This is a genomic window from Sulfitobacter sp. SK012 (assembly GCF_003352085.1).
Lineage (GTDB): Bacteria > Pseudomonadota > Alphaproteobacteria > Rhodobacterales > Rhodobacteraceae > Sulfitobacter.
Genome location: NZ_CP025806.1, coordinates 25461 through 45532 on the forward strand (window position 1 = coordinate 25461; position 20072 = coordinate 45532).

The following is a 20072-nucleotide window of genomic DNA, read 5'->3' on the forward strand; positions in this document are numbered from 1 at the left end:
GTCTCAGCCAACGAAGATATGATGTGCGCTTTTCGAAATCGCTCTAGGCGACGTAAAATCTGATGGATCTGTCGTTAAGGTAGCTGTCAAAATCTGGGATAAATCGGAGAATTTAAGTCAAATAGCCCTTTGATCCAAAAACCGAAAACGCAGGTTTAGGGGCGTAATCCAAACCAAGCCAGCAGGTGAAGCAATGCCATCAGTCCCATCGCATATGTCAGCAGTCCTTCTTACAGGTCATGGCGGATTGGAAAAACTGGAATTTCGCCATGACGTTCCAGTCCCTGTTCCCGGACCGGAAGAAGTGTTGATCCAGGTCTTTGCAGCGGGGATAAACAACACAGATATCAACACGCGGATTGGATGGTATTCCAAAGGTGTCACTGCAGACACGGCCTCCGGTGGGGCAACGGGCCTAGACAGTGCGAAGGACGACGATGCGACGTGGTCAGGTGTCGCGATGGCGTTTCCGCGCATCCAGGGTGCCGATGTCTGTGGACGCATCGTTGCAGTTGGCGAAAAAGTTGGTACTGCCCGCATCGGAGAACGTGTTCTTGTGCGCAATATGTTACGGTCCTACGTGGATTACCGACCCTATGAATGTTGGACGTTCGGCAGCGAATGCGACGGCGGATTTGCGCAATATGCCAAGGCTCCCGCGCGTGAGACCCACGTGGTTCATTGTGATTGGTCGGACGCGGAGCTGGCCTCTGTTCCGTGCGCCTACTCTACGGCGGAAAACATGCTCCACCATGTTAATTTAGGCGCGGAAACGGTGCTGATCACGGGTGCATCGGGTGGTGTCGGCTCGGCCGCCGTGCAGCTGGCCAAACGTCGCGGTGCCAAGGTTATTGCGATGTCGTCGCCCTCCAAAACCCGTGAGGTACTGGCCCTCGGTGCCGATCAGGTCATTGATCGCAACGCCGATCTCGTAGCGGAACTTGGGGACGGCAGCGTCGACGTGGTTGTCGATCTGGTCGCGGGCCCGCAATGGTCTTCCTTCTTGGATGTGTTGCGTCGAGGTGGGCGTTATGCGGCGGCTGGTGCAATCGCCGGACCTATTGTTGAAATCGATATACGCACGCTGTACCTCAAGGATCTGACCCTGTTTGGCTGTACTTTCCAAGAGGATGAAATCTTTGCCGATCTCATCTCATATATCGAAGCAGGGGACATTCGCCCCGTCGTTGCCAAATCCTATCCGTTGGCCGAAATCGCGAGAGCTCAGGAAGATTTCCTTGCTAAGAAACACACCGGCAAGCTTGTGCTTATTCCACCGGGATACACCCATGAAAATTGAAATAATTGAAGTTTATCAAGTCGACCTTCCATATTCAGGCGGCGTCTACACCTTATCGGGTGGTCGCGAATACCGTTCGTTTGACGCGACTATTGTGCGGATCGAAACTGCCTGCGGCATTGAAGGTTGGGGTGAAAGCACTCCCTTCGGTGCGACCTATATCGCTGCGCATGCCTTGGGCGTGCGGGCAGGCATCGCTGAAATCGCGCCACACCTTATCGGGCGCGATCCCCGGCAGGTCGAACGGATCAACGAAGTAATGCAGGGGGCTCTGGTGGGCCATAACCACTCCAAGGCAGCTCTTGATATTGCCTGTTGGGATATCTTTGGAAAATCCGTTGGCCTTCCGGTCTGTGAATTACTGGGCGGCTCAACTGGTCATCGTCTGCCGACAATTTCTTCGATTTATGCGGGCACGCCGGACGATATGCGCACCCGCGTCGCCGCGCATCGCACAAAGGGATTTATGGGACATTCGATCAAGATCGGTGCGCTGGACGTTGAGGGCGGACCCGCCTTGGATGCAGAGCGGATCGCAGCCTGTTTGGCAGACCGCCGTCCGGGCGAATTTTTCCTCGCTGACGCCAACGGCGGCTTGATTCCAGAAACGGCGCTCAGGATGTTGCGGCTGTTGCCAAGCGGCTTGGATTTCACGCTAGAAGCGCCTTGTGCGACATGGGGAGAAACGCTGTCGTTGCGGAAACGGTGTAATGTCCCGATTATTATGGATGAACTGGCGCAAGACGACGCCGACATCATTCAGATCATTGCGTGTGACGCAGCAGACGGAATTGGTCTGAAGATATCCAAATCCGGCGGATTGACACCGGGGAGGCGTCAACGTGACATTGCCTGCGCTGCGGGTCTGACCGTGTCGGTCCAAGATACAGTAGGATCAACCATTGCGTTTGCGGGCATAGTGCATCTTGGCGCGACAGTACCGCAGCGCAACCTGCGCTGCATCCTTGATTGCCGCGAAATGGTCACCCTGACCACAGCGAAATTCGATGCGCCCGTCGTCGACGGCGGCGTACATGTGCCAGATCTACCAGGGCTCGGGTTGGTTGTGAACACGAATGTACTTGGTGATCCGATAGAGACATTTCGATGTTGAGTTCTGATTTCTGGGCATTCCGGATCAGTTCAGCGCTACCGTCAGTCAAACCCAATTTAGCAGCGGATACGGCTTTGTTGCACGAATACGTTGATGGGATTCATTGTATGAATCCAGCGTGATAGCTTACGGCATGCGCAGTTGGGCCACCTACGAAGTACAAGACCAAGAGTTGATCGTATTACAATGACAGCTTGGCCAAAGTTGGACCAGGGAGGCATTTCATTGATGATTATGACGCTTGCGAAAAATGTTCGGCCTTGATTAAGTCCGAGACAATAAGAGGTACGATTTTCGGGTGGCTACACTAGCTTTATTGTGGCGGCGAAGGCACTTATAAAAGCATAAAGCAGCGAGCTTTTGGACGGCGTGTGTCGCTAGATTGCCAGGGCAGAAGTGTCCTTGACGACCTCAAGAATGACAGAGCTTTGCATTTCTCTAACACCGGGCAGTGTGACCAGTTTTTTCTGTAGTAGCTGTTGGTAGTGTTCAATGTCCCTAACCGATATGCGTAGATAGAAATCGAAATCCCCCAAGATAAGGAGAGCAATCTGGATTTCCGGAATGCCGCGTGCCGCTTTTTTGAACGCTTCGAGCGTCCCCTCTTCGTGGTTGTCCAACTTGATACGCACGATGACCAATGTCTGGAAACCCAACTTTTTAGGATCAAGCACTGTGCGTTTTCCGAGCACAATACCGCTTGATTGAAGTTGGGATATCCTCCGGGAGCAGGGCGATTGCGACAGGCCAACTCTTTCAGCAATTTCAGTGACTGACAGCGCCCCGTCGCTTTGCATTACGCGAAGAATTTTCAGATCCATCTCGTCTAGAGTTTGCATGAATTAGCTCCATTTTGCCGAATATCACTAAAACCTATGCACAATTTATGGCCCCTATGGGCTAGATTGGCAACAACTTGCGCAAGTTTGCAACTATATTGACCAAAATCAACTGTTATTGGAGATTCTGACATGCAAAGAGTCGCATTGATTGGCGCGCGTAGGACACCAATGGCTGCATTTCAGGGGTCGTTGTCATCGCTTTCCGCGCCAGAGCTTGCTGCTGTTGCGATCATGGCCGCCGTCACAGATGCGGCTATCGCGCACGAACAGATTGACGAAGCAGCGATCGGGCTGGTGTTGTCTGCAGGGGTAGGGCAGGCGCCTGCGCGACAGGCTGTTCTAAAGGCCGGCTTGCCACAGTCTATTCCGGCCACCACCATAAGCAAAGTTTGCGGCTCCGGGATGAAGGCCATCATTGATGCCGCCGGGCGTATAAGGGCAGGTGACGGGGCGATTATGATCGCCGGCGGCATGGAGAGCATGTCCAACGCGCCACATTTTCTGCCGACATCGCGCAATGGAAAGCGCTTGGGTCACGGTCAGATGGTTGACCACATGTTTTTTGACGGGCTTGAAGACGCCTACGAGCAAGGTGCATTGATGGGAACGTTCGCCGAGATGTGCGCGGATGAATACGCTTTCAGCCGTAAGGCGCAGGATGATTTCGCTATACGCTCCCTTGCTCGTGCGCTGGCGGCTCAAAAGCAGGGAGGCTTTGATACGGAAATTGCGGGAGTCACCGTATCTACTCGTTCGGGCGACGTGATCGTCAGCGAGGATGAGCAGCCCGGCGCGGCGCGTCCAGATAAGATTCCGCACCTAAAACCCGCCTTTCGGCCTGATGGGACTGTGACCGCCGCAAGTTCGTCGTCAATTTCGGATGGTGCAGCGGCGCTGGTTCTGGCTTCTGAGGCTGCCGTTGAGAAGCAGGGTCTGGGTCCACGGGCATGGATTGTCGGGACTGCATCTCATGCGCAGGCACCGCGCTTGTTTACGACTGCGCCGGTCATGGCGACACGTAAGTTGCTGGAAAATCTGCGCTGGAAGGCGTCAGATGTGGACTTGTGGGAAGTTAACGAAGCCTTTGCCGTTGTGCCAATGGCGTTCATGCGCGACCTCAACGTTCAGGATGATTGCGTCAACGTCAACGGCGGCGCCTGTGCGCTTGGCCATCCAATCGGGGCGTCTGGTGCGCGCATCGTTGTAACACTTCTGCACGCGCTGGAGGCACGGGGGTTGAGGCGGGGCATTGCATCAATCTGTATCGGGGGCGGTGAAGCCCTTTCAATTGCCATCGAAAGAGACTGATATGACCGGAATTTTGACCGAAGAGCAGGAATTGATCCAGAAGACGGCGCGCGATTTCAGCCGAGATCGGCTTGCCCCCGGCGCTGCCGCACGAGAGGCGGCGGGGTGTATCGAACCGGATGTGATAAACGAGATGGGCAAGCTTGGCTTTCTCGGGATGACTGTTCCCGAAAATCAGGGAGGGATCGGAACGGATTATGTATCTTATGCGCTTGCTTTGATGGAGATGGCGGCAGGTGATGGAGCTGTTTCAACCATGATGTCAGTCCACAACGCACCGTTTTGCGCAATCCTCAGCAGATTTGCTTCACCCGAGCAACAGCAACGGTGGCTAACTCCTGCTGCAGAAGGCGCGTTCATCGGGGCATTTGCCCTAACCGAGCCGCATACGGGCAGTGATGCGGCGGCAATCAAATGTTCGGCGCAGCGCAGTGCATCGGGTTATGTATTAAACGGATCAAAGCAGTTTATCACCTCGGCGCGAATTGCAGGCGGGATCGTCGCCTTTGCCGTCACCGATAAGGACGCCGGAAAAAAGGGTATTAGCGCCTTCTACATAGAACCAGGCGGCCAAGGTTTCACGGTGGGTGCGCCAGAGCATAAGTTGGGACAAAAAGCATCCGACACATGCACTCTAACTTTCGACAGTCTCGAAGTTGAACCGTCGCATCTGATTGGCGAAGAAGGGCAGGGGCTGGCCATAGCGCTGTCTTCGCTGGAAACCGGCCGTATAGGTATTGCGGCGCAATCGGTTGGTATGGCGCAGGCCGCACTGGATGTAGCGGTTGTCTATGCACAGGACCGCGTCACATTCGGGAAACCAATTGCACAGCATCAGGCAGTGGCGTTCCGGTTGGCGGACATGGACATGCAGGTTGAGGCCGCACGCCAACTTGTGCTGAACGCGGCGCGACTGAAGGACAGCGGCGCACCTTGTCTTCGCGAAGCCTCGATTGCCAAACTGTTTGCCAGTCAGATGGCCGAACGGGTGGTGTCGGATGCGATCCAAACACTGGGTGGCTATGGCTACCTGGCCGACTTCCCGCTTGAACGCATCTATCGCGATGTACGGGTCTGTCAAATTTATGAGGGAACTTCGGATGTACAGCGCATCAACATTTCACGCGAACTGCTGGGAGGGCGGGCAAGATGAAACTGAGCTCTGAAATAACGGCCATCATTACCGGCGCGGCCTCCGGCCTTGGCCTCGCGGTGGCAGAAGCGCTGGCAGAACGGGATGTGCGGGTTGGCATTCTGGACATGAACGAGGACGAAGGCCGCGAGGTTGCCGCACGTTTGGGCGGTTCCTTTGCGCGATGTGATGTATCCGATGCAGTGTCGGTCAGTGAGGCGCTGTCTGCGTTGCGCGCGGTACATGGGCAAGAGCGGATTTGCGTCAACTGCGCCGGAATTGCCCCCGCGCATCGCAGTGTGTCCAAGGAAGGGGCGCATGATGCTGCGCTTTTTGCCAAGGTGTGCGGCATCAACCTGATCGGCTCTTTCAATGTTGCAACGCAGTCTGCCGCGGGCATGGTTGGCACCGATGCGACAGGTGCCGACGGCGAACGCGGAGTGATCATCAACACCGCTTCAATCGCCGCGTGGGACGGACAGGTGGGACAAATCGCCTATGCTGCGTCCAAGGCCGGGGTGGCCGGTCTGACCCTGCCCATGGCGCGTGATTTGGCGCGAAGCGGCGTTCGCGTCATGGCGATTGCGCCGGGTATTTTCGGAACCGCAATGGTCACGAGTTTCCCGCAGGAAGTTCAAGATAGCCTCGCGCAGCATGCTCAATTCCCACCACGTTTAGGCAAACCTGAAGAGTTCGCTTCGCTTGTTTGTCACATCGCAGAAAACACAATGTTGAACGGCGAAGTTATTCGTTTGGATGCCGGAACAAGGATGCCACCAAAATGAGCGATGTTAAACTCAATTTTCCACACCCGCCCGCGCGGCCAGATCAAACACCGGATTTTTCCGATATCGAGATTCCGCCTGCGGGAAGTTTACCTGTTCCGGCCCTTGATGTCGCCGGACAAGATTGCTGGCCCTTTGCGGTGGGCATGATCCGTGTGCTGGATGAAGGCAACAAAGCGGTTGGGCCGTGGGCAGAGTATTTAGGCGATGTGCCTGCTGATACTTTGCGCCAAGGACTGCGGGATATGCTGAAAATGCGTGCTTTGGACCGGCGCATGTTAAATGCGCAGCGGCAGGGTAAGACGTCGTTCTACCTGCTCTGTACCGGCGAAGAGGCGATTGGCTGTGGTTTCCAAAGGCAACTGGAAGATGGGGATATGAATTTCCCGACCTATCGCCAGCAGACCCTTTTGATTGCAGCTGATTACCCGCTTGAAGCCCTAATGGGCCAGCTCTATTCAAACGAGCTTGACCCTCTGGGCGGGCGGCAATTGCCGATTATGCATTCGGCCCGCGACTACGGGTTTTTCTCCATCTCGGGCAATCTGGGCACGCAGTACGTTCAGGCAGTGGGATGGGCGATGGCCTGCGCGTTGCAGGGCAACGGAAAGATAGCGGCCGGATGGATTGGTGATGGTGCAACTGCGTCGAACGATTTCCACAGCGCGCTTTTGTCAGCGTCAACCTATCAGCCTCCTGTGGTGCTGAATGTTGTCAATAATCAATGGGCTATTTCAACCAACACAGCCGTTGCCAGAGGCAAAGGCGAAACCTATGCCGCCCGCGCTCTTGGATATGGTGTTCCGGCGGTGCGGGTGGACGGCAATGACTACCTTGCGGTTCTGGCTGTCTCGCGATGGGCAATCGAACGCGCACGTAAGGGATATGGACCAATTCTGGTTGAATGGTTCACTTATCGTGCTGCGGCCCATTCCACATCAGATGATCCATCGGCCTATCGCGCAAAGGATGAGGCAAAGGCATGGCCTCTGGGTGATCCGGTGGAGCGGCTCAAGATGCACTTGATTGCACGGGGGGACTGGTCCGAAGAACGCCATGTGCAGGCCGAGGCGGAATTGTTGGACGAAGTATCCCAGGTCCAAAAGAAAGTTGAAGCGCACGGCACGTTTGTTGACCCAAAGCCAACGTCACCTGCGGAAATTTTCAACGGGGTTTACGCCGAGTTACCCGAACATTTGCGGCGGCAACGCCAAGAAATGGGGTATTGAGATGGCCCGAATGAGTATGATTGAAGCCTTGCGCAGCGCGATGGATGTGGCGCTGGAGCGCGATCCAAGCGTCATTGTTTTCGGTGAGGACGTCGGATATTTCGGCGGCGTTTTTCGCTGCACCGCAGGTCTGCAGAGCAAGTATGGCGAGGAACGTGTGTTTGACACGCCGATCAATGAAAGCGCCATCGTTGGCCTGGCCGTTGGCATGGCGGCTCAGGGTATGAAGCCCTGCGTCGAGATCCAGTTCGCTGATTACGTGTTTCCCGCCTACGATCAGATCACCCAAGAAGCCGCGCGTTTGCGGCACCGGTCCAACGGTCAGTTTACCTGTCCGTTGGTTGTACGCATGCCGACCGGTGGCGGTATTTTTGGCGGTCAGACACATAGTCAAAGCCCCGAGGCGCTCTTTACCCATGTGGCGGGTCTGAAAGTTGTGATACCGGCGACGCCCTATGACGCGAAGGGGTTGCTGATAGCGGCCATCGAGGACCCCGATCCGGTGATCTTTCTCGAGCCGAAGCGCATCTACAATGGGCCGTTTTATGGCGATCATTCGGGGAAATCAGTCTCCTGGGCGACGCATCCTGCAGGCGAAGTGCCGGAGGAGCATTATTCAGTGCCATTGGGCAAAGCCTCCGTTGTGCGGGAAGGTGCGGACGTGACCGTCCTGACTTATGGTACAATGGTCTATGTGACCGAGGCCGCGGTCAAAGTGGCTGGTGTTGACGCCGAGATTATTGATCTTCGCAGTCTATTGCCGCTTGATCTGGAAACGATCCGTAAGTCGGTTGAAAAGACTGGTCGATGTGTCGTGGTTCACGAGGCGACCCGAACCAGCGGGTTTGGCGCGGAACTCATCGCGGAAGTACAAGAGACGTGCTTTTGGCATCTGCGTTCACCGATCCAGCGGATCGCGGGATGGGACGCACCTTATCCCCACGCACAGGAATGGGACTATTTTCCAAGCACCGAGCGAATTGCTCGTGCTCTTACAAAAACTATGGAGGATTGACATGGGGTTAAGCAGTATCCGCATTCCCGACGTCGGTGAAGGTGTCGCACAGGTTGAACTGGTCGAGTGGCACGTAAAGCCGGGCGATATGGTGAAAGAAGACGATATCATTGCGGCAGTGATGACCGACAAAGCCACCGTTGAAATCCCCTGCCTCTATACAGGCACAATCGTGTCACTGGGTGCTGAGATTGGTGAAACGGTCGCCGTAGGGGCCACACTTGTCACAATCGAGCATGACGGCGAGGCCAGTGAAGCAGGAGCGGATGCCGTTGCCAAACCAGAGGTGACCGCGCAGGATCCAAAAACCTCGGAACCGCCAGCCAAGCCAGCATCAAAGCCTGCTTCACCTGCCCAACCGATTGGCGGTGCCCATGCGCCGCGCGCCGAAGGCGAGATGCCATTGGCGTCACCCGCCGTGCGCGCCCGCGCACGAGACGCTGGAATTGATCTGAGGATGGTATCGGGCTCGGGTCCAGCGGGCCGGATTACCCAATCAGACCTTGATGCGGTATTCGCCTCCGGTCCGGGAATGAGGTCAACGCGCCAGGGTTCCGGACGTAGAGAGGGGGCCGAAGATATCCGTGTAATCGGATTGCGTCGCAAGATTGCAGACCGGATGTCGCTTGCGAATACGCGCATCCCGCATATCACAGTGATTGAGGAAATCGATGTGACCGCAATCGAGGATTTGCGGGCGGCGATGAACCTTGACCGGGGCGAAAGACCCAAGTTGACCATGTTGCCATTCGTCACTGCGGCACTTTGTCGTGCGATACTGAAACACCCTGAAATGAATGCGCATTTTGACGATGATGGCGGTGTTATCACGCGCCATAACCCAGTTCACATCGGGATTGCCACGATGACCGACGGTGGTCTGGTCGTGCCAGTGCTGCGCCACGCCGAAGCGCTTGGTCCTTTTTCCACGGCATCCGAGATTGCGCGCCTTGCCGAGGTGGCCCGCGCAGGAAAGGCCAAACGCGAGGAACTTTCGGGGTCGACGATTACGATCACCTCGCTTGGACCATTGGGTGCCCTTGCCACGACGCCGATCATCAATCACCCCGAAGTGGCTATTCTGGGTATTAACAAAATGGCTGTGCGGCCCTTGTGGGACGGCCAGCAATTCGTGCCGCGCAAGATGATGAACATCTCGGCCAGCTTTGACCATAGGGTCATTGACGGTTGGGATGCGGCCAGCTTTGTCGCGCTGACCAAGCGGCTTTTGGAGAATCCGGCAATGATCTTCATGGAGGCAGAAGCATGAAACGCAAAAACTGCAAAATCCTTGTTATTGGTGCGGGCCCTGGGGGTTATGTTTGCGCGATTCGTGCGGGTCAGTTGGGTCTCGATACCATCGTAGTCGAAGCGAGCACCCCCGGCGGAACCTGTTTGAATGTCGGTTGTATTCCATCCAAGGCCCTTATCCATGCGGCCGAGGAATTTCACATCGCGGCGCATCTCGCTGGGGAAAACGACCTTGGTATTTCCACGACCAAGCCAAGTATCGATCTGGCAAAGACGGTGGCGTGGAAGGACGGTATCGTTAAGCGATTGACTGGCGGTGTCAGTGCTCTGATGAAGAAAGCCAAGGTGCGCAGCATTTCCGGACACGCCCAGATTATAGATGGCAAGACTGTGGATGTTGAAACCCCTGAGGGTACCGTTCGTATTTCTACTGAGAATTTGGTTATTGCGACAGGATCTCGTCCGCAGGAAATCGCAACTTTGCCTTTTGGCGGGGACATACTGTCATCAACTGCGGCGCTGTCGCTTGATAGCGTTCCGGAACGGCTAGCGGTGGTTGGCGGCGGATACATCGGCCTTGAGATCGGAACCGCCATGGCCAAACTGGGTGCCAAAGTAACGGTGCTTGAGGCAGCAAGCCGCATATTGCCACAATACGACGCCGATCTAACGCGCCCGATTATGAAACATCTCGAAGCATTGGGTGTGACAGTGCTCGTTGGGGCCAAGGCCCAAGGTTTCGGGGCTGGGCAACTGACGGTGATGACCGAGGAAGGTTCACAAAAGCTATCCGCCGATAAAGTTCTGGTCACTGTCGGACGCGCGCCCGCAACGGACGGGTTCGGACTTGAGGGGTTGGAACTGACCATGAATGGCCGACATCTGACGATTGATAATCAATGCCGGACGTCAATGCGCAGCGTATTTGCAATTGGGGATGTCACTGGCGATCCAATGCTCGCGCATCGCGCAATGGCACAAGGGGCATTGGTGGCCGAGGTCGTCGCGGGGGGGCGGAGGACATGGGATAAACGCGCAATGCCCGCGGTGTGTTTCACCGATCCGGAGATCGTTACTGTCGGGATGCTCCCAAGTGAAGCGCCAGAAAACGAAGTTGCAGTCTTTCCATTCGCTGGCAATGGTCGAGCGATGACTCTTGGACGCGGCGACGGGTTTATTCGTGTGGTCTATGCGAAAGACAGCGAACTTGTCCTCGGAATGCAGGCTGTTGGGGTCGGAGTGTCGGAAATGGCGGGGGAGTTTGCGCTTGCGCTCGAAATGGCGGCGACATTAACGGACATCGCCGATACAATCCATGCGCACCCCACACTTGGAGAAACGGTGCAAGAGGTAGCGATGAAAGGACTTGGTCGCGCGCTTCACATCTGACGGGTCTAAAGTGGCATGACACTTTCGTTAACTTGAAGTGAAGGTTTCAAAATCATATCAAAAGAAGAAGTCTATGTAGCTGCTTGTTGAGGCAGGCACTGACCGATGATTTTCTGATTTGAATGGCAATCGGTTCCGCCCTGATGTCCAGATTTTGCGGAAACATTCATATAGGGTGAGCGCCCGAGATTGCCATTCGCGCACCTCGTTCAGCACAGCGCTGTGACGCGGCTGATCAGATCCGGTGACACCTGATGACCGTAGACCTCCTCAAGATGAGCACGGATGTCGCGTACAGTCAGACCGGCGGCGTAGAGGCCGATGATCTTGTCATGCATGCCGTCGATCCGGGTCTGGCCCTTCTTCACTAATTCCGGTTCGAAGCTGTCGTCATCCCTAGCGGTACGGGATTGCTCGGCACCGCTCACTCCGGTGTGCCGGATGATGGCGTAGCCCCGCTTCGGCGCGTGAAGCTTAAACCGTTTCGCATTTGCGCTACAACAGTCACGAATGTGAGATTCTCACGTTTCGTCGAGGGGGCGGAATATGTCACCGAAGCTCACAGAGCACCAACGTCGACTTGCGCGTCAACGTATGGCAGTCGGCGAAACTTGCCAAATGATTGTGCGAGATCTTGGTTTTGCACATACAACGGTTTTTAGATTGCAGTAGTTGGGTTGCGGCTGCCTGAAGTTCAGTCCAATGGCCTTTGCTTACGTGAGAAAAACCATATTGACGCGAGCGCGAGGACCAACAAGAGCAGCGCGACTGGGCTTTTGAGCAGGAACCATGGATCACCGCCTGACGCAGCGAAGGCTTGGCGCCCGGTCCGTTCCAGCGTACCAGCCAAGATGAAGGCAATCACAAACGGCAGGACGGGAATGTCGATCCGGCGAAAAATGTAGCCCAGCATGCCAAAGGCGACCGTGATCCAGAGTGCCGTGAAACTGGATTGCTGAATGTAGATTGCGGTCAGCGTGACAAGCAACACTACGGGCATGAGGATATGGTTCGGAATGCGGGCCATGATGCCCATCGCGCGCATGAAATAACCGCCAATTGTCCAGTTAAGCAGATTGCCGCAGGCCATCAGGGTAAAGAGGCCAAATGCCACAACCAGTTCAGGGTTTATGTCCGGCTTAGTGAAATTGAAGACCGAAGGTCCGGGATTGAAGCCGCCGATACTGTCAGCGGCCAAGATCAGAAACACGGCAGCTGCGTTGCCCGGGATGCCAAGCGACAGAACGGGGATTAGGTTTGCACCTGACACAGCAGAATTTGCGGCTTCGGTCGCAGCAATCCCTTCCGGAACACCTTCTCCGAACAGTTTGTGTTCAGGCCTTTTCTTGATCTCGTGGCGGCGTTTTCCCATCGTGTAACCCAGCGTCGCTGCGAGCGTTGATCCAACGCCGGGCAGCGCCCCAATGGCTGTACCAATCAGCGAGGATCGCCAGATATAGGGAATTATCCGTTTGATGTCGCCTTTTTGCAGCCCGTCTTTCCCTTCATGTGTTGCCGCTTTGGCTGTGGGGTCAGTTCCTGCATTTCTCCACATGTCTTCAATACTGCGAAACACTTCGCCAAGGATAAGCACACCAAGAACTGCTGCGATTAATGGAAAACCATTTGCTATCTGGTCTACACCGAATGTTAGGCGCGGGTAAAAATGTTCTCCTGTTGCCACAAATGCCGCGACCATGCCAAGGCTGATGGACATCAAGCCTTTGGCTACTGATCCACCCATGACAGCAGCGATGAAGGAAAGCGACAGTATGATGAGCGCAGTCTTTTCGGGAAGATCAAGAAAAGATTCAACAGCGACCGCTAGAAATGGCGCGCAGACGAATAGGACGATATCTGAGAAAGTGTCCCCACTAACTGAGGAAAGATGAGCAATTCTCAATGCGCGCTGCGGCGTGCCACGCAGGGTCATCGGATATCCGTCAAGCGTTGTCATGATCGCGTCGGGCGTCCCTGGCGTATTGAACAGGATTGCCGGTACCGCCCCACCGACGGTGGCACCCTTCATGATGCCGATCAGAAAGCCGAAGACCGGTAGAAGTGCATCTGCCGAAACCCCGAAGACAGAGATCAGGATAGGCAGAGAGACGGCCATGGCCATTGGACCGGCCAGCCCCGGTGTGGCACCAACCGCAATGCCGGTCAGCAGTCCAAAAAACAACATGACCAGTGCAATGGGGATGCCGATGCCCAGCACCGAAAAAACTTCGGGCCCTGTAAAGACAGCGGTGATGCCCAGCCAGATATAGTTCAGCACATCGATCATAGGTCACCGTTCGGGGGCAAAAGCAAATCTTCAAAGGGCAGATCATAGATTCCGGCGAGTGCGGCAGATACGAACAGGCCAATTGCGATTGTCCGCCAAGTGACACAGCGATTTATCAGCGCGATAAGTCCACCAACCAACATCGTGCCACCTGTCAGATAGCCGATGTATTTCCATGGCGCTGTATCACGCAATGCGCGGTAGGAAAGCTCAGTGTCGGAGGCACTGCCTGCGAGCCAGACGGCCAGCGGCCCGGTCCAACGCATGAGAGTGAAACTCATTAGAAAAACAAGAAACAGAACAATTAAAAACTGGCAATTCAGGCCGGTTAGCCTTGCCGGTTTTTTGCTATGGCGACTTTCCAACAAGAGGAGACAAGACGATAAAGCCAAGACAGCAAAGGCAATAGTAGGGGCAAACGCGTCGCCGATCGACAATCGGCCGCGCATTTTTTGCACAATGCCTGTCCCAGTGTCGGCCGGGATCCAAAGGAAAATAGCTGCAAGGGCAACAATCAAGGCAAAGACACCAAGACCGACATCTGAATTCACGCGGCGCATGGTGATCCTCCCCTTGAGAGTTGCTCTGATTGGTTAAATCCAGTTTTACTCGGTAACCGCTTCACGCAAGGCTTTAGCGTCTTCAGAGGCTTTGGCAATTATAGCGTCAAGCTCGTCGCCAATAACCACTGTCGGGCCTCCAAAGCCGCGTGTAACAAGTTGACCCGCTTGACTGTCCGGATCATTCAGCACTTCAGAGATCGCCTTAGCTAATGCAGCCCGCGCTTCATCCGGCATACCGCCTGGTGCGATGAACATGAAATAACCGTCGAGATAGAACTTGCTGCCCAGATCGATAATCGAGGGAGCATCTGGCGATTCAGCCAGTGGCGTCGGAATGGCAGTCGCAATATTGGTCATCTCGCCCTGTGAAACCGCCTTGGACTGCGCACCCGCCACCCATCCAATATCAAGATCGCCCGCGCGGATGCCGTTCATGATCTCCTTGCCGCCTGCGACTGAGACAATGTTGAAGTCGATGCCAGTCTCTTTACCGAAATGGTATGCCATATCGGCCTGTCTTTCAGTTGCTGTGCCAAACCGCACTGGCGTGCCCGCTTCGGCTGCCGTCTTGACCTTGTCCCAATCAGAGAATGCACCGTCTGCCATAGCAACCAACCCCAGTTGGAAAGCGGCTGTGGTTGCCAGCAAGGTAAATTTATCAGCCTGAAGCTCTGGGTCGCCCACAACCATTGCGTTGTATGCAAGTGTCTCCGACACGACCATGCCGATGGCAGTGCCATCGTTGGGTTCAGCGGCCAACGCCTTTGCCAAGTTCAGTCCGCTGTTGCCGGTAACTTGCTCTGGCAGGATGCTCCATCCGGTTTTGGCCTCGATCCCTTCGGCGATGAGGCGTGCCTGTGTGTCAGCTCCGCCACCTGCTGCAAAACCAATCATCAGTTTGATGGGGCCAGAAGGCGACCATTCCTCCGCAAAGGCCGCAAGCGGGGTTGTAGCAAGCGTGGCCAGAACGACCAAATTACGCGCAAAATGTTTCATGATTTCCTCCCTCATGTGGTTTCACGTTATTCAAAACTGGTAGACATGTCAACGTATTAATGTTGACATGTCTACCAGTTGAGGGTAGTGATAAATAACAAGGGAGGTCGTGATGAAGCCTGAAAAAGACATGACAGTAGATGCGGGCACCATCGACCTGAACCTTTTGTTGCCGTTCCAGATTGCTCAACTCAACACTCGGCTGAACGCACAGGCACGTGCTATCATAGCCCGCCACGGCAGCCTGACCCTCCCGCAATGGCGGATCATCCGCTTGGTAGGCACGAAGGTTGCATACACATCTACCTCTGTTCGCAAAGCAGCCGGGATAGACAAAAGCCAATTTAGCAAAACGCTCAACAAGCTTGTCGAGGATGGCTTTATGACGCAGGCACCCTTTAAAGAAGACAAGCGGCAGTTAAAGCTCAGCTTGACGCCAAAGGGTCAAGCTGCGCTGGACGGGTTGGCACCCGAGCTGGATGCGCGCAATCAGCACTTATTGAAATCCCTGACGCAAAATCAACGCAGTGCCATCTTTGCCGCCATTCAATCTCTGGCGGAGGCATCAAAGAAGACCGATTTCCAAAGCGGTATAGAAGAAAAGAGCGAGTAACACATGAGTAAGTCAAAAAACCTCCTGATTATCATGTCGGATGAACATCAATCGAGGGCGTTGTCTTGTGCGGGCCATCCTATTGCGAAAACACCACATTTGGATGCTTTGGCGGCACGTGGCACGCGGTTCTCCAATGCCTACACACCATCACCCATCTGTGTGCCTGCCCGTGCGGCGTTTGCCTCGGGTAAGTATGTGCATGACATTCGACTTTGGGACAATGCGATGCCCTATCTCGGCACGCCGCGCGGATGGGGTCACGCGCTTCAGGATCAAGATACGCGGGTGGAAAGCATCGGCAAGCTGCATTACCGGGATGCCGATGATCCAGCAGGTTTTGATGTCGAACATATCCCGATGCAGGTCGCAGGTGGCACAGGCATGGTTTGGGCCTCCATCCGCAAGGAAGACGAAAGAGTGTACCGCGATACGCGTATGCTGGGCGACTATATCGGTCCTGGTGAGAGCAATTACACTAAGTACGACGCCGAAGTGACAAGACGCACCGAGAGTTGGCTGGAAGACGCTGCTGCACAACCGAACAATGCACCATGGTGTCTATATGTCGGGCTTGTTGCGCCGCATTTTCCATTCATCGTGCCGCAGAAATATCTCGATCTCTATCCGGCAGACAGTATTGCGCGCACAAAATTACATCCGCGTGATGGCTACGTACAACACCCTTGGGTTGCCAAACAAGACGCTGCTCTTAGCAGTGAACCAGCATTCAAAGACGAAGACGAGCGGATCATGGCAATACGCTGTTACTTCGCGCTGTGTTCTTACATGGACGATAATGTCGGACGGATCATGCAAGCCCTGAAGGCCAATGGATTGGATGAGGACACGACGATCATCTATACTAGTGATCATGGCGACAATGTTGGTGCCCGCGGCCTTTGGGGCAAATCCAACATGTACGAGGAATCCGCTGCAGTACCGTTGATCGTTGCACCGCCAAACCAAACGAAGGCAGCGATCTGCGATACGCCAGTCAGCCTGCTGGACGTGTCAGAGACTATCGTTGACCACTTTGATGCCACGCTTGAAGGTGACCGACCCGGCCAATCCCTGTATCAGATCGCCAAGGACGCGCCCGATCCGGAGCGTATTATTTTTAGCGAATATCACGCTGTCGGCGCTGTCTCAGGCTGTTTCATGGTGCGGAAGGGGCGGTGGAAATACATTCACTATGTTGGCTTTGCGCCTGAGCTTTTCGATCTAGTGACAGATCCAGAGGAAACTTGCGATCTAGCTTCAGACGCTGCCTACGCCAATAGGGTTGACGAAATGTATGAGGTCTTGTGCTCAATCTGCGATCCGAATGCCACGAACGATCTGGCTTTCGCCGATCAAGCCGATCTGGTTGCCAGCTATGGTGGACGCGAAAAGGCCATTACTCTCGGCGCGTCGGCCGCGACGCCACCTCCCGAAATTTGAAGACAGTTCCGAACCGGCTGAAGACTTAGGAAAATCACATGTCAGAATCCCCATTTGCCACTACTGTAGATGCCCTGCGTGCTTTGCTCGGGGACCGTTTGTCCACCGGCAGTTCCATTCTTGAGATGCATGGTCGAGACGAGGCCTATACTGCGCCCGCCCTGCCTGACGCAGTTGCTTTTCCGGAAACGACTCAGGAAGTTTCCGACATCGTGAAGATATGTGCGAAAAGCGGCTGCCCTGTCATACCGTTTGGTGTGGGCACCTCGTTGGAAGGGCATATCATTCCGATTCACGGTGGTATCAGCATCGACACCAGTCGGATGAACAATATTCTGGAGGTGCATGAGCAAGATCTTAATGCGGTCGTGCAGCCGGGCGTCACTCGTACTCAACTGAATGAAGAACTGCGCGCAACCGGCCTGATGTTTACCGTCGATCCTGGCGCAGATGCGACGATGGGGGGCATGGCGGCCACACGCGCATCGGGCACCAATTCCGTGCGCTATGGCACAATGCGCGAAAACGTTCTCGCTCTTGAAGTGGTGTTGCCCGATGGGCAGATCATAAAAACCGGCAGTCAGGCGCGAAAATCTGCCTCTGGCTATGACCTCACACATCTTATCATCGGGTCCGAAGGCACGCTGGGTATTATCACCAAGCTGACTGTTCGGCTATTTGGTCAACCGGAAACCATCCTGTCCGCCACCTGTGCGTTCGAGACGATCGGCGGGGCGGTCGATGCGGTAATTCTGGCTATCCAATCTGGCATTCCGCTGGCACGGGTCGAACTTCTTGACGATGTCCAGATGAAGGGCATGAATATTCATAACCTTGATATGAACCTGCCCGAAAAGCCGCATCTGTTTCTGGAGTTCCATGGGTCCGAGGCAGGTGCCGCTGAGCAGGTTGGGATGTTTAGGGATATCAGCGATGAATTTGGTGGCTCTGATTTTCAGTGGGCGACTAAGGCAGAAGATCGCAATAAGCTGTGGAAAGCTCGGCACGAAGCCTACTATGCGGCCAAGGCGCTGCGGCCCGGGTCGGACGGGTTTGTAACCGATTGCTGCGTTCCGATTTCAAAGTTGGCGGAATGCATTGCGCGTACCAAAAAGGAGATCGAAAAATCTGGATTAATAGCCCCAATTTTGGGTCATGTTGGTGACGGAAATTTTCACTTGGTAATCTTAATCGAGTCGGGGAATGTAGCAGAACTGAAAGCCGCTGAAACACTGGCAGAAGCCGTCAACCTGTTGGCACTGGAGTTGGGCGGTACAGTCACGGGTGAACACGGCGTGGGGGTCGGAAAAAAGAAATACATGAAATCTGAACATGGCGCTGCCTACAGTCTGATGAGTACGATCAAGCGTGCAATAGATCCCCAGAACATCATGAACCCGGGGAAGACAGTGACCATAGACTGACGCGTGCCCCGTCAGTTCGAGAATAGAAATCGAAATCACCAAGTACCAATGGTCATTGGTTGCGCTGGAGCTACTAGAGCGTTTTTCTCGTTCAGCAGCCATCCAAACATCAGGCAATAGCGACATGCGGAAACCGATCAAAGAAAAACGATGCACGCGCCCCAATGGGTCTGAACGGGGCAGGGGGTGTTCGCTGTGGCCTTTCATTCAGCAGGCAGCACTGGAATGGCTATGAAGAAATACCTACAATTGGCCCTGATCCTCGGGTCAGGGACGGTTGGCGCGTTGCTGGCGCAGTGGCTCGGATTGCCGATCCCTTTCCTGCTTGGCAGCATGGCGATGTCGGCAACAGTTTCACTGACTGCATTTTCCCGCACTGGTGAACGGCTGTGGTTTCCCGTCCGTCTGCGCCATGTCTTCATCGCCGTCATTGGCATTATGATCGGAACGACTTTCAACGCTGATGCGCTGAACGCCGCTTCTGACCTTGCCATCACTTTGCCCGCCATGGTGTTATTTTTAGCAATTGCGCAAATCGTCAACTTTGGAATATTCCGTCGGATCGGTGGGTTTGACAGCGTCACGGCGAAATACGCTGCCATGCCCGGTGGCCTGATCGAAGCGGTTTCACTGGGTGAAAAAGCGGGCGGTGATGTGGAGGCGCTCAGCCTCCAGCATTTTGTTAGAATCGTCTTGGTGATTGTTTCGGTACCCCTGCTTTTTCAGTTATTTACTGGCGAAACCGTGGGCAGCGCCGCCGGTAAAACGCTGGAAAAGGCCGCCGCTGAGTCGCAGGATTGGATGCTGTTTTCTGTCTTGGTGCCAATCGGCATTCTGCTCGGCTATTTACTAAAACTTCCTGCCGGTCCTCTAATTGGCCCTTTGGTTTTGGCGGCTATCTTTCAGGCCACCGGCGTTATTGATTTGAATGGCCCTGACATGCTGGTCAGTGTTGCACAGTTGGTGGTCGGCTCCGCGCTTGGCTCGAATTTTGCCCGCTCCACCCCAAGAAGACTTTTGTCCGCATTTTCTCTTGGGGCTTTGTCTGTCGGCGCGACCCTCGCCATCGCCTCGGGCTTCGCGCTGCTGCTCGAACGGGCCGTCCCTATGTCTTTTGAGGCACTGTTGATCAGTTTCGCTCCAGGGGGCGTCACTGAAATGAGCCTAGTGGCGCTCAGCCTTGGTGTGACACCTGTGTTGGTCACAACGCACCATCTGTTTCGCATTACTCTGACGGTGATAGTCGCCGGAATACTGACAGGGCGCACGATCCACATTGGCAAAGGATAACCGACTTCTTAAGGTGCCATATGACCAATATTCAAGCTCGTAAAAGCTGTTCGCGCCAGCCCGATCAACGCATTTAGATCCTCCAACAACC

Annotated in this window: 18 protein-coding genes and 1 pseudogene; 14 read left to right on the plus strand and 5 right to left on the minus strand. The window is 54.9% G+C overall.

Translation table 11 applies throughout. From position 1 onward, the window contains the following. Nucleotides 1–193 precede the first annotated feature (193 nt). The gene (locus tag C1J03_RS24335; RefSeq protein ID WP_254694320.1) at nt 194–1300 is read left to right on the plus strand and encodes an alcohol dehydrogenase family protein; all 1107 of its coding nucleotides are present in this window, start codon (nt 194–196) and stop codon (nt 1298–1300) included. Beyond that, entirely contained in the window at nt 1290–2414 is a 1125-nt protein-coding gene (locus C1J03_RS24340; protein WP_114889333.1) for a mandelate racemase/muconate lactonizing enzyme family protein, read from the plus strand. Before C1J03_RS24335 ends, C1J03_RS24340 begins: the two co-directional genes overlap by 11 nt. A 377-nt stretch (nt 2415–2791) precedes the next feature. On the opposite strand, the gene C1J03_RS24345 is transcribed toward C1J03_RS24340, so the two are convergent. Further along, complete coding sequence (locus C1J03_RS24345) at nt 2792–3253, minus strand: Lrp/AsnC family transcriptional regulator (protein WP_114889334.1); 462 nt, start codon at nt 3251–3253, stop codon at nt 2792–2794. A 132-nt stretch (nt 3254–3385) separates the two neighbouring features. Between C1J03_RS24345 and C1J03_RS24350 the strand changes: the two genes are divergently transcribed. Genes C1J03_RS24350 through lpdA form a run of 7 tightly spaced genes read left to right on the plus strand, consistent with a single transcriptional unit; the run spans nt 3386 to nt 11365 of the window. After that, nucleotides 3386–4564 carry a thiolase family protein gene (locus tag C1J03_RS24350; RefSeq protein WP_114889335.1) on the plus strand — a complete coding sequence of 393 codons (1179 nt, stop codon included), beginning with the start codon at nt 3386–3388 and terminating at the stop codon, nt 4562–4564. A 1-nt stretch (nt 4565) separates the two neighbouring features. Then, nucleotides 4566–5717: an acyl-CoA dehydrogenase family protein gene (locus C1J03_RS24355; RefSeq protein WP_114889336.1), complete on the plus strand. Its 1152-nt coding sequence runs from the start codon at nt 4566–4568 to the stop codon at nt 5715–5717. Continuing rightward, nucleotides 5714–6481, plus strand: coding sequence for an SDR family NAD(P)-dependent oxidoreductase (locus C1J03_RS24360; RefSeq protein ID WP_114889337.1), 768 nt, complete (start codon nt 5714–5716; stop codon nt 6479–6481). Before C1J03_RS24355 ends, C1J03_RS24360 begins: the two co-directional genes overlap by 4 nt. Next, on the plus strand, nt 6478–7710 hold the full coding sequence (locus C1J03_RS24365; RefSeq protein ID WP_114889338.1) for a thiamine pyrophosphate-dependent dehydrogenase E1 component subunit alpha: 1233 nt from the start codon (nt 6478–6480) through the stop codon (nt 7708–7710). The genes C1J03_RS24360 and C1J03_RS24365 overlap by 4 nt, the downstream gene beginning before the upstream one ends. 1 nt (nt 7711) lies before the next feature. Beyond that, entirely contained in the window at nt 7712–8725 is a 1014-nt protein-coding gene (locus C1J03_RS24370; protein ID WP_114889339.1) for an alpha-ketoacid dehydrogenase subunit beta, read from the plus strand. A gap of 1 nt (nt 8726) precedes the next feature. After that, nucleotides 8727–9995, plus strand: a complete 1269-nt coding sequence (locus tag C1J03_RS24375; protein ID WP_114889340.1) for a dihydrolipoamide acetyltransferase family protein — start codon at nt 8727–8729, stop codon at nt 9993–9995. Then, the gene (gene lpdA / locus C1J03_RS24380; RefSeq protein WP_114889341.1) at nt 9992–11365 is read left to right on the plus strand and encodes a dihydrolipoyl dehydrogenase; all 1374 of its coding nucleotides are present in this window, start codon (nt 9992–9994) and stop codon (nt 11363–11365) included. Before C1J03_RS24375 ends, lpdA begins: the two co-directional genes overlap by 4 nt. Nucleotides 11366–11542: 177 nt before the next feature. Here lpdA and C1J03_RS24385 read toward each other — a convergent pair. Continuing rightward, nucleotides 11543–11763, minus strand: a pseudogene (locus C1J03_RS24385) (transposase); the annotation flags it as partial. A gap of 36 nt (nt 11764–11799) precedes the next feature. Here C1J03_RS24385 and C1J03_RS26170 point away from each other — a divergent pair. Next, nucleotides 11800–12027: an SUMF1/EgtB/PvdO family nonheme iron enzyme gene (locus tag C1J03_RS26170; RefSeq protein ID WP_368073940.1), complete on the plus strand. Its 228-nt coding sequence runs from the start codon at nt 11800–11802 to the stop codon at nt 12025–12027. Nucleotides 12028–12059: 32 nt separating this feature from the next. Here the strand turns inward: C1J03_RS26170 and C1J03_RS24395 are convergent, their stop codons facing one another. From C1J03_RS24395 to C1J03_RS24405, 3 genes are read right to left on the minus strand one after another with little or no spacing between them, the layout of a single operon-like run. Beyond that, nucleotides 12060–13652: a tripartite tricarboxylate transporter permease gene (locus tag C1J03_RS24395; protein ID WP_114889342.1), complete on the minus strand. Its 1593-nt coding sequence runs from the start codon at nt 13650–13652 to the stop codon at nt 12060–12062. Next, nucleotides 13649–14212, minus strand: a complete 564-nt coding sequence (locus C1J03_RS24400) for a hypothetical protein (RefSeq protein WP_114889343.1) — start codon at nt 14210–14212, stop codon at nt 13649–13651. Before C1J03_RS24400 ends, C1J03_RS24395 begins: the two co-directional genes overlap by 4 nt. A 45-nt stretch (nt 14213–14257) precedes the next feature. Next, a complete protein-coding gene (locus tag C1J03_RS24405) occupies nt 14258–15211 on the minus strand; it encodes a tripartite tricarboxylate transporter substrate-binding protein (RefSeq protein ID WP_114889344.1) in 954 nt (317 codons plus the stop codon). A gap of 112 nt (nt 15212–15323) precedes the next feature. On the opposite strand from C1J03_RS24405, the gene C1J03_RS24410 reads away from it, so the two are divergent. The 4 genes from C1J03_RS24410 (at nt 15324) to C1J03_RS24425 (ending at nt 19981) form a co-directional block, all read left to right on the plus strand. Continuing rightward, on the plus strand, nt 15324–15824 hold the full coding sequence (locus C1J03_RS24410) for a MarR family winged helix-turn-helix transcriptional regulator (protein ID WP_114889345.1): 501 nt from the start codon (nt 15324–15326) through the stop codon (nt 15822–15824). Between the two features lie 3 nt (nt 15825–15827). Then, nucleotides 15828–17267 carry a sulfatase-like hydrolase/transferase gene (locus C1J03_RS24415; RefSeq protein WP_114889346.1) on the plus strand — a complete coding sequence of 480 codons (1440 nt, stop codon included), beginning with the start codon at nt 15828–15830 and terminating at the stop codon, nt 17265–17267. A gap of 38 nt (nt 17268–17305) precedes the next feature. Next, nucleotides 17306–18691 carry an FAD-binding oxidoreductase gene (locus C1J03_RS24420; protein WP_114889347.1) on the plus strand — a complete coding sequence of 462 codons (1386 nt, stop codon included), beginning with the start codon at nt 17306–17308 and terminating at the stop codon, nt 18689–18691. A 231-nt stretch (nt 18692–18922) separates the two neighbouring features. Next, a complete protein-coding gene (locus tag C1J03_RS24425; protein ID WP_162798664.1) occupies nt 18923–19981 on the plus strand; it encodes an AbrB family transcriptional regulator in 1059 nt (352 codons plus the stop codon). The last annotated feature ends 91 nt before the right edge of the window (nt 19982–20072 follow it).

What these genes read in the sequence shown, in the direction of transcription:
- C1J03_RS24375 (WP_114889340.1), top strand. Translation starts at nt 8,727, where the DNA reads ATGGGGTTAAGCAGTATCCGCATTCCCGACGTCGGTGAAGGTGTCGCA.
- C1J03_RS24370 (WP_114889339.1), top strand. Translation starts at nt 7,712, where the DNA reads ATGGCCCGAATGAGTATGATTGAAGCCTTGCGCAGCGCGATGGATGTG.
- C1J03_RS24420 (WP_114889347.1), top strand. Translation starts at nt 17,306, where the DNA reads ATGTCAGAATCCCCATTTGCCACTACTGTAGATGCCCTGCGTGCTTTG.
- C1J03_RS24415 (WP_114889346.1), top strand. Translation starts at nt 15,828, where the DNA reads ATGAGTAAGTCAAAAAACCTCCTGATTATCATGTCGGATGAACATCAA.
- C1J03_RS24350 (WP_114889335.1), top strand. Translation starts at nt 3,386, where the DNA reads ATGCAAAGAGTCGCATTGATTGGCGCGCGTAGGACACCAATGGCTGCA.
- C1J03_RS24340 (WP_114889333.1), top strand. Translation starts at nt 1,290, where the DNA reads ATGAAAATTGAAATAATTGAAGTTTATCAAGTCGACCTTCCATATTCA.
- C1J03_RS24405 (WP_114889344.1), bottom strand. Translation starts at nt 15,211, where the DNA reads ATGAAACATTTTGCGCGTAATTTGGTCGTTCTGGCCACGCTTGCTACA.
- C1J03_RS24400 (WP_114889343.1), bottom strand. Translation starts at nt 14,212, where the DNA reads ATGCGCCGCGTGAATTCAGATGTCGGTCTTGGTGTCTTTGCCTTGATT.
- C1J03_RS24360 (WP_114889337.1), top strand. Translation starts at nt 5,714, where the DNA reads ATGAAACTGAGCTCTGAAATAACGGCCATCATTACCGGCGCGGCCTCC.
- lpdA (WP_114889341.1), top strand. Translation starts at nt 9,992, where the DNA reads ATGAAACGCAAAAACTGCAAAATCCTTGTTATTGGTGCGGGCCCTGGG.
- C1J03_RS24355 (WP_114889336.1), top strand. Translation starts at nt 4,566, where the DNA reads ATGACCGGAATTTTGACCGAAGAGCAGGAATTGATCCAGAAGACGGCG.
- C1J03_RS24365 (WP_114889338.1), top strand. Translation starts at nt 6,478, where the DNA reads ATGAGCGATGTTAAACTCAATTTTCCACACCCGCCCGCGCGGCCAGAT.
- C1J03_RS24335 (WP_254694320.1), top strand. Translation starts at nt 194, where the DNA reads ATGCCATCAGTCCCATCGCATATGTCAGCAGTCCTTCTTACAGGTCAT.
- C1J03_RS24345 (WP_114889334.1), bottom strand. Translation starts at nt 3,253, where the DNA reads ATGCAAACTCTAGACGAGATGGATCTGAAAATTCTTCGCGTAATGCAA.
- C1J03_RS24410 (WP_114889345.1), top strand. Translation starts at nt 15,324, where the DNA reads ATGAAGCCTGAAAAAGACATGACAGTAGATGCGGGCACCATCGACCTG.
- C1J03_RS24395 (WP_114889342.1), bottom strand. Translation starts at nt 13,652, where the DNA reads ATGATCGATGTGCTGAACTATATCTGGCTGGGCATCACCGCTGTCTTT.
- C1J03_RS24425 (WP_162798664.1), top strand. Translation starts at nt 18,923, where the DNA reads ATGAAGAAATACCTACAATTGGCCCTGATCCTCGGGTCAGGGACGGTT.